General features: G+C 32.1%; 8 protein-coding genes and 1 pseudogene. 5 read left to right on the top strand and 4 right to left on the bottom strand.

The features are described from left to right. Positions 1-62 precede the first annotated feature (62 nt). Positions 63-1,037, bottom strand: coding sequence for a D-alanine--D-alanine ligase (locus SLH33_RS02895; RefSeq protein ID WP_320417573.1), 975 nt, complete (start codon positions 1,035-1,037; stop codon positions 63-65). A 109-nt stretch (positions 1,038-1,146) separates the two neighbouring features. Here SLH33_RS02895 and SLH33_RS02890 point away from each other — a divergent pair, with 109 nt between their 5' ends. Both SLH33_RS02890 and SLH33_RS02885 read left to right on the top strand, forming a co-directional pair. Further along, positions 1,147-1,707, top strand: coding sequence for a PASTA domain-containing protein (locus tag SLH33_RS02890; protein ID WP_320417572.1), 561 nt, complete (start codon positions 1,147-1,149; stop codon positions 1,705-1,707). A 69-nt stretch (positions 1,708-1,776) separates the two neighbouring features. Then, positions 1,777-2,811: an RluA family pseudouridine synthase gene (locus SLH33_RS02885; protein WP_320417571.1), complete on the top strand. Its 1,035-nt coding sequence runs from the start codon at positions 1,777-1,779 to the stop codon at positions 2,809-2,811. 214 nt (positions 2,812-3,025) lie between these two features. Here the strand turns inward: SLH33_RS02885 and SLH33_RS02880 are convergent, their stop codons facing one another. From SLH33_RS02880 to porQ, 3 genes are all read right to left on the bottom strand, one after another. Then, entirely contained in the window at positions 3,026-3,658 is a 633-nt protein-coding gene (locus SLH33_RS02880) for a hypothetical protein (RefSeq protein WP_320417570.1), read from the bottom strand. Between the two features lie 100 nt (positions 3,659-3,758). After that, the gene (cmk, locus tag SLH33_RS02875; RefSeq protein ID WP_320417569.1) at positions 3,759-4,454 is read right to left on the bottom strand and encodes a (d)CMP kinase; all 696 of its coding nucleotides are present in this window, start codon (positions 4,452-4,454) and stop codon (positions 3,759-3,761) included. A 53-nt stretch (positions 4,455-4,507) separates the two neighbouring features. After that, on the bottom strand, positions 4,508-5,554 hold the full coding sequence (gene porQ / locus SLH33_RS02870) for a type IX secretion system protein PorQ (protein ID WP_320417568.1): 1,047 nt from the start codon (positions 5,552-5,554) through the stop codon (positions 4,508-4,510). A gap of 178 nt (positions 5,555-5,732) precedes the next feature. Between porQ and SLH33_RS02865 the strand changes: the two genes are divergently transcribed. From SLH33_RS02865 to SLH33_RS02855, 3 genes and pseudogenes are all read left to right on the top strand, one after another. Next, on the top strand, positions 5,733-7,958 hold the full coding sequence (locus SLH33_RS02865; RefSeq protein WP_320417567.1) for a gliding motility-associated C-terminal domain-containing protein: 2,226 nt from the start codon (positions 5,733-5,735) through the stop codon (positions 7,956-7,958). Positions 7,959-7,973: 15 nt separating this feature from the next. Then, the gene (locus tag SLH33_RS02860) at positions 7,974-9,863 is read left to right on the top strand and encodes a PorP/SprF family type IX secretion system membrane protein (protein WP_320417566.1); all 1,890 of its coding nucleotides are present in this window, start codon (positions 7,974-7,976) and stop codon (positions 9,861-9,863) included. A gap of 21 nt (positions 9,864-9,884) precedes the next feature. Further along, positions 9,885-13,460: pseudogene (locus SLH33_RS02855) on the top strand (hypothetical protein); the annotation flags it as partial.

The following is a 13,460-nucleotide window of genomic DNA, read 5'->3' as shown; positions in this document are numbered from 1 at the left end:
TTATTTATGATGAGATTAGCTTGCGCTTAACTCAAGTTTCCTGCTTTTGCAGGAATGACAGTTTATTTTAACGCTTGCTCAATGGCGTTTGAAAATAGTTGTGCTAATGAAATTCCTTCATTATTAGCTTGTTGCGGTAAAATACTTGCTTCTGTAAGTCCGGGTACGGTATTCATTTCTAAAAAGTGAGGTTCGTCATTCACAAAAATATATTCAGAACGAGAAAAACCACTCATATTTAATATTTCATACACACGTTTAGCAACTTCACGTACTCTATTTTCTTGTGTTGATGATAAGCGTGCTGGAGTAATTTCTTGCGATTTTCCTAAATACTTAGCTTCGTAATCAAAAAAGTCGTTTTCAGAAACAATTTCAGTAATTGGTAATACTTTAGTTTCACCTTTATACTGAATAACACCCACAGAAACTTCGGTTCCGTCTAAAAAGCTTTCAATTAAAATTTCTGAATCTTCTTTGTAAGCTTTTTCAATAGCAGGAATTAGCTCTGCTTCTGTATGAACTTTTGAAATACCAAAACTTGATCCTGCATTATTTGGCTTTACAAAACAAGGTAAACCAACTTTTTCTATGATATTTTTGGTAGAAATTTCATCTCCTTCATTCATATAAATGGAAGTGGCAGTTGGAATTCCGTATTGCTTCACCACGCTTAGTGTATCACGTTTATTAAACGTTAATGCCATTTGGTAGAATGGGGCAGAAGTGTGTTTTAATCCGATTAAATCAAAATAGGCTAAAATCACTCCGTTTTCACCTGGAGTACCATGAATAGCATTAAAAACGCAATCAAATGTAATTTTATAGCCATTTACGGTTGTAGAAAAATCGTGTTTATTAATAGGGTGTTCGTTGTCGTTTTCATCAACCATTACCCATTTATTTTTTAAAATATGAACGCGGTAAGCATCATATTTTTCTTTATCAAGATGCTTGTAAACTACATTTCCGCTTTTGAGTGAAATTTCAACTTCTGATGAATATCCACCCATAATAATAGCTATGTTTTTTTTCATTTTTACGTGTTAGTTATACAAACTTACCAAAAAAACTCTTTTAAGAGTCGCAGTTTTTAAAATAGTACTATTTTTACTGTAAATTTGCCAAATATTACAAAAAATCAATATGAGTTTATTACAGTTTTTAAAAAGTAAAACGTTTTTAATTCAGCTAGCGTTGGCGGTGGTTGGGTTGTTGTTATTCATTTTTTTATTACAATGGTGGTTAGGGTATACTACCAATCATAATCAAAAAATACAAGTGCCTAATTTGCATAAAAAATCGCTTGCAGAGGTAGAAAAAAGCTTGAATGAATTGGACTTAGGTTTTATTGTGATTGATAGTGCGAGTTATAATCCGGAATATCCAAAAAAATCAGTAATTGACCAAAATCCAGAACCGGGTGATTTTGTAAAAGAAAAACGTAAAATTTACTTAACGTTAAATCCGTCTAAATTCAGAGACGTAGCTATACCGGATTTGAATGGAAAAACCAAAAGACAAGCAACTACGCATTTGCGCTCTATAGGATTTAAAGTAGGAACAAATTATACGTATGTACCAGACATTGGAAAAGATGTGGTTCGTGGATTAAAACATAATGGGAAACAAATAGGTTTAGGTGATAAATTACCTAAAAATTCGACTATTGATTTGATTTTAGGAGACGGTAGAGGAGGCGAATAATAATTTTTTAAATTATAAAAGGGTCGAGTTGGTAACTTTTGTTTACTATCGGCCTTATTTTATTTTTATATGCAAGAGTTTAATAACGATACAGAAGAGAACGACGAATTATACGAGCATTTTAGATTTGTAGCTGCGGAAGGACAAGAACCTTTACGAGTAGATAAATTTTTAATGAATTTTATTGAAAATGCTACCCGTAATAAAATTCAACAAGCAGCTAAAGCTGGTGGTGTGTTGGTAAATGATGTAGTTGTAAAATCTAATTACAAAGTAAAACCAGGTGATGTAGTACGTGTAGTATTAGCACATCCACCACATGAAAATTTATTAGTTGCTGAAGATATTCCGTTGGATATTGTTTATGAAGATGATGAAGTAATTGTGGTTAATAAACCTGCGGGTATGGTAGTGCATCCCGGACATGGAAATTATTCAGGGACATTGGTAAACGGATTAATTCATCATATTGAAAATTTACCGAAGAATAGTAACGAGCGTCCTGGTTTGGTACACCGAATTGATAAAGATACTAGTGGTTTATTGGTTGTGGCAAAAACGGAATATGCTATGGCGCATTTATCAAAGCAGTTTTTTGATAAAACTACTGAAAGGTTATATTATGCGTTGGTTTGGGGGAATGTAGAAGAAGATAAAGGAACTATTACTGGTCATATTGGTAGAAGTTTAAAAAATAGGCTGCAAATGGATGTTTTTCCTGATGGAGAATTTGGAAAACCTGCAGTTACTCATTACAAAGTTCTTGAAAGACTGACCTATGTTACATTGGTTGAATGTAAATTAGAAACAGGACGCACTCATCAAATTAGAGCACATTTTAAACATATTGGCCACACGCTTTTTAATGATGAGCGTTATGGTGGAAATCAAATTTTAAAAGGAACAACCTTTACCAAATACAAACAGTTTGTAGAAAATTGTTTTAAAGTTTTACCAAGACAAGCACTACATGCAAAAACGTTAGGATTTGTACATCCTACAACAGGTAAGTTTTTACAGTTTGAATCGGAAATTCCAGAAGATATACAAGCATGTTTAGAAAAATGGAGAACTTATTCGGAGCATTCAAAATATGAAGAATAAAATGTATTATTTTGAACTTATTTCTGAATCTGTACAACCTTTGAAAATTTGTAGAAAAATCTAAAATGTTATTTAATTTTCAGTCGCTGAGAATCGCGTATTTGATTTCGTGAAGTAAATTATACGTGAATATGAAATTCTCATAAAAGCAAAAGAATATAAAAAGCCTCATCAATTTTGATGAGGCTTTTTAATTTTATAGGGTTGACAATGATTATTCAGCTTTTACATAAGTAAGTTCATAATCATCACCATCTATTTCTAAGTTATAATTGTATTTTTGTGGAACAGTATTCACAATGAATGATCTTTGTAGTTTACCGTCTACTACATCAACTTTATCAGTTCTTTCAGTTTTAATAGCTTTTACATCTTCTACTTCAATTCTTTCAATTTTCTCATTTTTATGAGATGCAAAACCAATAATTTCAACATCACCAACACTAGCGTATGATTTACCTTTTAATGGGGTAGTTGTAATGTAGAATTCTTTATAACCATCATTATTTTGATCTAAAACAAAAGTTTCTAATACTTTACCTTCAAAGCTTATGGTTTTTCTAAATTCATTATCTAAACCTTTGGTATATATTAAAATACGGTTGTTGTCTTTGTTGTTTGCAGCAATATTAAAAGTAAAATTGTCACCTTCTAAACTGTTTTTTAATGAGTAATTGTTTAATAATTCAGTTACAGATTTACCATCAATAATAATATTATCATCGGCATATACATCTACAGTTTCGGTTTCAACTTCTACCGCTTTTTTTTCTTCTTTGGTATTTTTACAACTAATTACTGTTAAAGCAAAAAGTAAAATAAATAGTTTAAAATTCAATAATTTCATGATTTCTAGTTTTTAATTATACCACAAAATTATAGGGAAACAACAGGAGAGGTTAACTCATATCGTTTAAACTTTTACTCATTTGGTAGGTATGAAGGTGTTAATTTTGCTCTATTCTTAGTTTTACTAAGCTCATAATACGATTAAATTGCTCTTTTAATCCCATGTCTGAGTTGTCAATTTCTACAGCATCATTTGCTTTTATTAAAGGAGAGTCTTTTCTTGAAGAATCAATTCTATCACGTTCTTGAACGTTAAATAAAATATCTTTAAATTTTACATCATGACCTTTGTCTAGCAATTCTTTATACCTTCGAGTAGCACGTCTATCGGCAGAAGCAGTCATAAAAAGTTTTAATTCAGCATTCGGAAAAACTACGGTTCCAATATCTCTACCGTCCATTACAATACCTTTTTCTTTACCCATTTCTTGTTGAGCTGCTACTAATTTTTTTCGTACTTCAGAAACTTCAGATACTTTACTTACCAATTTAGAAACTTCAAGAGTTCTAATTTCTTTTTCAACGTTTTCACCATTTAAATACATTTCTGCAAAGCCTAAATTATTATTAAATTGAAACGATAAATCAATGTTTTGCAAATCGTTAATAAGTTTTTGCTTGTCAAAAGACGAATTGGTAATGTAGTTCTTTTGCATTGCATACAAGGTAACAGCTCGGTACATAGCACCAGTATCTACATATATATAACTAAGTTGTTTGGCAATTTGTTTGGCAATGGTACTTTTTCCTGTTGATGAAAAGCCGTCTATAGCAATGATAATTTTCTTGGTCATTTTTGTGAAATATAAGCAAATATACGGTTTGTGGTTTTTAAAAACTAAGAATGTTAATATCTTGTAGGCACTTGTCCTTTAGCATTTCTATTCAAATCAATTTCAAGGCTAAAAGTACTAACATTACTGGCAGAATGAAATTTTGAATACGCATAATTCAATTTGAATTTGTTCATTTTTAAACCAAAACCAAACGAGAGCCCACCAAAAGAACGAACATTTTGTAATTGCAACTCTTTACCTCTTCTAAAATTATATCCTAAACGCAAATTAATAGCACTTTTTGGGAATAATTCTGCTCCAACAATAACATGCCTAAAAGCATTGTTAATAAAAGATATGCTTTCTTCCGTAGTATTGCCTTCCAAATCTGTACTACTGTTTGACGGGTTGGGAACACCTATTCGCCATTTTTGTAAGTTATCTATAGTTCCGTATAATTTTAAAGGAACATTTTCTAGTTGGTAAGATCCTCCTAAAACAATTTCAAACGGTAATTTTTCAGAAGTACCATTAAAACTGGCTAACTGAGTTCCTATATTTCGTAATACCAATGTGAAAACATAGGGTTTATAATCATTATAATAAATCAGCCCTATATCTAATGCGACGGCAGAAGAACTGTAATTAGCAATGGAAGAATAGATAAATTTTACATTGCTACCCACTCTAAAATTAGAATTAGGAATTTGATATGCGTATCCTACAGAAAAAGCTATATCACTAGCGTTAAAAGTTCCGGTTTCATTTCCTTCTGTATCTGCTGCAATAAGGGTTCCATAATTTAAATATTTTATAGAAGTATGAATAGGTTCTATCCGGCGATTAAAACGATGCGCATAAGAAGCAGAGCCAATAGAAATTCCCGATAAATAGCTAGTGTAGTTGACAGATAAGAATCGATCCATATTCAAATTAATAGTAGCAGGGTTCCAGATAGGTTGGTTAACATTGTCTAACAATACTAATGTTTTACCACCTAAAGCAACCTGACGTGCAGAGGAAGAAGTGTTTAAAAATAAATACGCTTGTTCACCACCTGTTTGTGCGTATGAAACGGTACAGTAGATCAAAAAAAGGCTAAAAATGTACTTGGACATTCAAAAAAAATTAACTTTAGCACATAGTTAGTAAAAGTAACACATAAAAACTAAAACTAGTACAAATAATTTTTTTTTGAATAAAAAAGACAATTAATAGTCTTTTTTTGTTTTATTTAAATATATTTGTTATGATGTACATCAAATAAAATTTGCAAATTAATAGTCCCCAACTATTATGTATTATATATTAAATCCCTATCGCCTAAGAGTCTTTTTAGGCGCTGTTTTACTACTTTTAAGTGTAGGTTTGTATGCGCAGGAGCTACAAAAACCTAGGCTTAATTTCACTTTTGCTTGTGCTAGCAGTAGTTTTAATAATTTTACTTTTGAATTTGATTTTACAGGTACTGCATTTAATTCCGATAACGTTTTTATAATTGAGCTTTCTAATGAAAATGGGGACTTTAGTGATGTTGTAAATGTTGGAACTATTACAGGAGAAAATTCAACTTACTTTGATATTGAAGGGAGTTTTTCTTTACCAACAGATACTTATGGTGCAGGTTATAAAATAAGAATTAGAAGTACAAGTCCTGAAATTATTGGTCCTGAGTCAGATGCTTTTGAAGCTTATTATGTGCCAGATGTTAACTTAATATTAAATAACAATACAGATTTAGTATTGTGTGGAAGTACACCTCAAGAAGTTTTTTTAAATTTAACTGATGATAAGTACCAATTTGTTTGGTTTTATAATGGAAATCCTATAAACGGACAAACGTCTTCAAGTTTATTAATATCACAACCAGGAGAATATTATGCGGCAATAGAGGCTGGAGAGTGTACAAATTCATATCAACCTTCAAATAAAATTAATGTCACTTCTTTAGATATTGGTAATGTTTCTATAGAAGGAAGTAATAATGTGCAAATTTGTGCAAATGAAACTTATACGTTAGACTCTAGTGTAACTGATGCTAGTTATATCTATCGTTGGTTTAAAGATGATGAATTAATAGATGGGGCTACATCACCTTCATATACTACAGCTACTGTAGATCAGTTTGGTGTGTATCGTTTGGAGGTAGAAGTTGGCGGTTGTATTGCAAACTCTCAAAATGAAGTAACCATTTCTCAACAAACAGGGGCTGATTTTGATGTAAGCTTTAATCCGGACTGGATTACACCAGTAATTTTACCAGGTCAAATAATTGATTTAATTGTAGAGGATAATTTAACTTCTGCTTCATATACTTGGTTTATAAATGGAGAACAAGAAACATTTACTTCTGATCAAGTTAGAGTTAGTCAACCAGGATTATATGAAGTTGTAGTTACAGATACCTCAGGAACTTGTCAATTTTCAAAATCTATAGAGGTGGATATTTTAGGGGTTGAAGAGTTAATACCAACTATTAGGCTAGGTGCAAATTACGTTGAAGATTGTACCGTATCTTCAACAACACTAACTACATTAGGTATTCAGGCATTGGCAAGTGATGGAAACTTATATGATTTAAGTGATGTAAGACCTCCTGATCCTAATAATAATACTCCTTCTCAAATGGAAATGTTAAATTACCAATGGTTAAAAGATGGTGGAACAGTTACAGGAGCAACATTTGATGAATTAACATTGAACTCATACCAAGATAATGGTGTTTATATCTTACAGGTTTCTGTAGGTTCAGATTCTTATCCTTCAAATGAATTACCTATTTTACTAACAATAGAAGGAATTGAAATTCAATCTACCTCTCCCTCAAATAAATTGTGTACAGGAGGTTCTATTACTCTTTCAATAGCTTTAGAGCCAGGTTTTACTTACACTTGGTTTAAAGATAATGAGGAATTAACCGTTTCGGATCCTTCAAGTGTAGAAATAACAGAAACAGGAGTTTACTATGTGTCTATAGATGGTTATGGTTGTGAGTTTAATTTACCTGAAGTTACCATTGAAGAATTTGATGCATCTGTATTAGAAGTAAGTCCGTCAACAACTACTGTAATTTCTTTAGGAGAAACAGCAACAATTACAGCTTCTGGAGCTGATGCATATGAATGGTATAATGAAAATGGTACTTTATTATCAACCAATGAAACACTGAATGTAGATCAATTAGGTAGTTATTTGCTTATAGGAAGAGTAGGAAACTGCTTAGTTGAAAAAAATATAGAAGTAGTGGCAGATGATGGTAAAAATATTATTCCAAATATATTAACTCCATTTAATTTAGATGGAGTGAATGATACTTGGGAGTTACCCAACAGGTTTGCTTTTCAGCCAGATGTACGTGTAATTATTTATAATTCAAATGGTAAAGAAATATTAAATACGGTTGATTACCAAAATGATTGGCCGTTAGACAATAATATTAAAGATGGAATGTTATTTTACTTTAAAGTTATTAAAGATGATAACAATTTAATAAAAGCAGGAACTATTTCTGTGTTAAAATAAAGAAATCAACAAAATATGGTAAAGAGAATTACTTTATACATACTTTTATTATTTACAGCTTCAATATCACTGGCACAAACCAGTGGTTCAGGAGATGAATATAATGGTTTTGCTACCAGAAGTTTTATGAAATTTAATGGTTTCTTAACAGTACCTACATTTTCTGTTATTCATAAAAATAACCAAACTATACAAGCCTTAGTAAGAAATTCAAATATTGAGTTTGATGATGCCTCTCGTTTACATGTATTAAGTTATTCTGGAGGTGGTCGCGAAAACATAGGTGCAGGCGTGGCTGTTTTTCAACAAGAAGTGGGTGTTTTTAAAGATTTTGGAGCAGTAGCAAATTATGCTTATCAACTTCAATTAGGGGCAGAAAGTAAACTAACATTTGGTTTTAACTTTTTTTATAGTAGAAGAGGAGTTGATGACGGAAAAGTATTATCGAATGGAGAAGCACCTATTCTAAATAATTATCAAGATAGACCCGCAGTGGTTTTTCAACCCGCGGCAACCGTTTCTTTTGGTAAGTTTTATGCAGGTGTTTTCCTTGAGAATTTAGCCGATTTTAATTTAAAAGAAAGTGAGTTTATTACTTCATTTTCTGAAAAAACAATATCGGCGCATTTAGGTTATACAGCTGATTTAGATGATTTTAGTGGTCTCTTAGAAGGAACCACTTTACGTGCTTTAGGGGTTGCAAGAAGATCGCAAGAGCAAGGTTTTATGTATGCAGCTAATGTGTTGGCAGATATACCTAAAGCAGGTTGGGTAAAGGTAGGATATGATAACTACTACGGACTAAATGCTGGTTTAGGTATTAATTTATCAGACAGACTTTCTATTGGATTTACCTATGAAAAGCAGAAAAATTTAGGGGCAACTAATGAAGTTGGTCTAATTTATAATTTAGGAGGAAAAGCAAGAAGAGAGAGAGCTGAAAGAACACCTATTTCCATTAAAAAACCAGAATTAGAAGAAGAGGAAGAAGATGATTTTATGGCTCCTGTTGATATGCCAAAACCTATTAAGAATGTTTATGAAGATCCTGAGCATAATGACTTGTCAGATGAATTACAAATTGCTCAAGATTCCATCAATATCTTAAATAAAAAGGTAGATCAAATACTAAAAATATTAAAAAATCAACCTAAACAGGTTGAAATTATTAGAGAAGTTCCAAGTAATCAGCCAAAAGAGGAAGCTAGTCAATCTGAAGAAGAAATGGATTATTCTTTAGAAAGAAGTAAGGCAACTCCATGGCGTCAAAGCACTATTACCAGAACAGGTGGTGGCGCAGGAACTATGTATTATGTAGCAGTTGATCAATTTAAAGATTTAGCAAAAGCAAGAGACTTAGTAAAATATTACAAAAAAAGAGATGTTAAAGTACGCTATGTAAGAGATCCTAAATTTGATAGCTATTTTGTATACATAGAGCGTTATGCGAAGAGAAAAGATGCTGAAGAAAAAGTAGATGAAGTAAATGGTGGACGAAAAGGATTTGAAAATGACGATGAAGAGGATGATTTAGGTATTAAAGTTAAAAAAACAACAAAAGACCCTGTTTACGTGGTAAAAATAACTTTAGGAGCTCAAGGTGAAAGTTACACAGAGCCTAAACCACAAGCACCCGCAAGAGTAAGAACCATGAAAAAAGTAGAAGGTTTAGAAGAAGGTTATTATTTACAAGTAAGTGTAAATAGTAAAAAAGCATATGCCGATAAATTTATTGATGAATTACGTAGTGATGGTATAAAAGCTAATTATTTTATCAATCCGGCAACTGGTTACAGACATGTATACATCCTGAAAACGGATAGTAGAGAAGAAGCGATTCGTTTATACAAAAACAACTTAAACGGAACGTATTATGATAGAAAAAATATAATAAATATTAGATAGTATATTCTAAATCCCCGATATATGAATAGAAGAATACTTTTAAGTTTAATAGCATTGTTTCAAATTGCGATATTGTTTTCGCAAGAAAAAGCTATTGACAGTACAGGTGTAAATGAATATTTAAGCTATAAAAAATTTAAAGAGTCTTCAGGACTATATAAACAAAGTGCAAGACCTCCTGGTTTTGCCCAAAGAACTATTAATCCAGATGGTTCTGCTGGAGGAATGAATGTAAAAGGAAATATAACTTTTATAGCTAATAATATCTTAAGTAGAGATTCGAATAATAGAGATCCTGAAGACCCTTATGATGGAAATGCTTCGAATGGAAATTTAAATATGCAATATATTGATATTGATAATGATCCATCTACAGATAATTCAAGTTCAGATCAATTAAATTTACCTACCTGTTCAAGAGTAGTATATGCCGGTTTATATTGGGCTGGAGTTTATCCTTATGAATATTGGAGTAATGGAGCTAACAATAACCCGCAACCTGTTCCAAAAGCTCATAATTTCTGGGAAATGAAATTTAAAGTGCCAGGAGGAACTTACCAAGATATTGATGCTCAAACAAATGGAGATATCATTTTTGATAATAATTTTACATATATCTGCTATAAGGATATTACAAGTATGATCCAAGGTTTGGCAGATCCTAATGGTACTTATTTTGCTGCTAACATTAGAGCTGTTAGAGGTGTTGATAATATAAGAAATAATGGAGGTTTAGGTGGTTCAGGCGGTTGGACCATGGTGGTTATTTATGAAAATGAAACAGAATCAAGTAAAAATATTTCTGTTTTTGATGGTTTTGCAGAAGTAAGAAATGGTAATAATCAAGATATTAGTTATTCAGGATTTACTACAGTACCAGTAGGTCCGGATCCTAGTAATCCAGCACCAGTAAGAGCAAGTTTATTGGCTGCTACTTTAGAAGGAGATAGAAGTATACCGGGAGATAGTTTCCAAATACAAAATACTGTAGGAAATTATGTAGATCAATACACTCCAAATGTAAATCCACGTCAATGGGCAGGCGGCTGGTGGGGAGGTTATTGGACATATAATTTCTTTAATGGTTCTATTAGTATAGATGATGCTTATTTAACTTCTCGTACTCCAGATAGTGAAAATACATTAGGGTTGGATGTAGATTTATATCAATTAGATAACCCCAATAATAGCTTAATAGATAATGATCAAACAACAGCAAATGTAAGGTTTACAACTAGTCAAGATGTTTACTGGCCATTTTTGAATGCTTTAGCAGTTGAAATTATAGAACCAGACTTACAACTAGTCAAATCAATAGACGATGGCTCTGGAAATGATATACAAGGAACAGACGTAACATTAGGAAGTGAATTATTTTATGATATAAGTTTTCAAAACGTAGGAACAGATGATGCAACAAACACGTTTATTATAGATAGATTACCTAAAAACGTTGATCTTTTAACTACAACAGCACCAAACGGTTCTGTTGCACCAGACGGCACAAGATTTGATATTACATTACCTCCGGGAATTACTATATCTTCTTATAATCCGCCAAGTGCAGCAAATGGGTTTAGAGCAGAATTAGAATTATCTGTTCCAGATAATATGGTAGAAGAAAATGGAGCAGAATATCATATTAGAATGCATGTACAAGTAGTTACAGACTGTAATCAATTAAGAGATGTATGTTCTAATGTGATTCAAAATCAAGCATTTGCTAGGTATCAAGGAGTAAGAGGTGGAGTTGTTATAGATAACGAACCAAGTTTTTCTGGAATTGATTCTTGTGATTTTGGTATTGTAGGATCATCTAATTTCTTAGTTAATGTAGATAATTGCTCTTATGAAAGAGATGAAGTTTTATGTGGGCCAAGTATAACATTAACAGCAGGAGATGGGTTTGAATCATATGAATGGACAAATAGTTCTGGTAATGTAATAGGTAATACACAATCTATAGTAGTAACTCAAGTAGGTACCTATACAGTTGTAAAAACAGCACCAGCTTCATCTGGTTGTATTAGTACAAATGAAGTTATTAATGTTATCCCATTCGGTTCAGGAATCAATCCAGTAGTAGCAGCCTTAGATGATATAGGTGCTTCATACACAATTCAAACCTGTCCTAATGATAATTCTGAAATTGTTGAAATTTATTTATGTGGAGATAGTGATTCTGTTCAATTAGCAACTGGAGTTACTAGTCCTACAACAGTTAAATGGCAACAATTAAGTAGCAGTTGCTCTCCAGATCCAAATCCTAATTGTCCCGTTTTAAATAATTCTTGTTGGGAAGACGTTACAACAAGCTCAGATGCCCCTACAAGAATTTTTTCTGATGCAGGACAATATAGACTAGAAGTTACAGAGGAAGGAGGTTGTTTTGGTAGATACTATTTTAATATATATAAAGCAAATATAACCCCTACAATTACTACAGATGATATTATTTGTGCAAATCCAGGAAGTATCACCATAGCTAACGTACCTACAAATTATGAATATGCCATAGTAGCTTCAGGAAGTCCAGCTCCAGCAGATTCTGCTTATCAAGCCTTAGCTTCAGGAGAAACAACCTTTGTATATCCAGTTGCTACAGCAGGAACGTATGATGTATATATCAAATCTGATGACACATCATGTATTTACTCATATCCAAATTATACAGTTAGTGCTATTGATATAGATGTTGATATACAAACAAATCCTATATACTGTTATAATTCAACAGGACAAATAATTGTTCAAATAAACTCTGATATTCCTGCTCCATATACATATACTATAACAAATGGAGGAGCTACGGTAGGAACTTATGGGCCAACAAGTGATAAATCATACACTTTTACTGTTTCTAATGGAGGAACGTATACTGTAGATGTTACTTCAGATCAATGTAATTATTCAGAAGATGTAACTTTTACGATACCCTCTGAATTAACACTAACAGCAGTTAAAGAAAAAGATATTAATTGCAACGATGGAATAATAACATTAACAGGAAACGGAGGAACACCTAATTACTCTTATGCTATTTGGTCATATACACCTGCTTCAACTGCAAGTGCTTCACCAATTTCATATGCTAGCGTTTCTTCTATTCCTAGTACAGATTTTTTTACGGATACTACTTTCTTAGTAGCAAATGGAGGTGAAGGTATATATGAATTTGTAATTTTAGATAATAATAATTGTTCATCTTTTTCTGCTCCTGTAGAAGTTTTATTAGAACCAGAGCTTCAATTTAATCAAAATATTTCAGGGGTTACTTGTAGTGGAGTTTCTGATGGATCTGTTAATATTTCTGTTAATGGAGATTCTTTAGGATATACTTTAGAATACAGTATCGATGGAGGTGTAAACTATAATTTTACAGGATCGTTTACAGGTTTAGCATCAGGAGATTATACTGTTGATATTAGAGCAACAAAAAATGGGTATTCCTGTCCATATACAATCAGTCCTGTAACAGTTCCAAATGTTTCGCCAGTTGTACCTGGTACCGCAAATTTAACACAGGATTATACTTGTAGTACATTAGGAGAGATTACATTTACGTCGGCTACGGGAGGTACACCACCATATACCTAT

Origin of the sequence: Tenacibaculum sp. IB213877, from assembly GCF_034043975.1 — a bacterium.
Classification (GTDB): Bacteria; Bacteroidota; Bacteroidia; order Flavobacteriales; family Flavobacteriaceae; genus Polaribacter.
Note: the sequence above shows the minus strand (reverse complement) of the source record. Positions and strands in the feature narration are given on the sequence as shown.

Excerpts from the sequence above, each read along its gene's own strand:
- porQ (WP_320417568.1), bottom strand. The coding sequence starts at position 5,554 with ATGTCCAAGTACATTTTTAGCCTTTTTTTGATCTACTGTACCGTTTCA.
- SLH33_RS02885 (WP_320417571.1), top strand. The coding sequence starts at position 1,777 with ATGCAAGAGTTTAATAACGATACAGAAGAGAACGACGAATTATACGAG.
- SLH33_RS02865 (WP_320417567.1), top strand. The coding sequence starts at position 5,733 with ATGTATTATATATTAAATCCCTATCGCCTAAGAGTCTTTTTAGGCGCT.
- SLH33_RS02895 (WP_320417573.1), bottom strand. The coding sequence starts at position 1,037 with ATGAAAAAAAACATAGCTATTATTATGGGTGGATATTCATCAGAAGTT.
- SLH33_RS02860 (WP_320417566.1), top strand. The coding sequence starts at position 7,974 with ATGGTAAAGAGAATTACTTTATACATACTTTTATTATTTACAGCTTCA.
- cmk (WP_320417569.1), bottom strand. The coding sequence starts at position 4,454 with ATGACCAAGAAAATTATCATTGCTATAGACGGCTTTTCATCAACAGGA.
- SLH33_RS02890 (WP_320417572.1), top strand. The coding sequence starts at position 1,147 with ATGAGTTTATTACAGTTTTTAAAAAGTAAAACGTTTTTAATTCAGCTA.
- SLH33_RS02880 (WP_320417570.1), bottom strand. The coding sequence starts at position 3,658 with ATGAAATTATTGAATTTTAAACTATTTATTTTACTTTTTGCTTTAACA.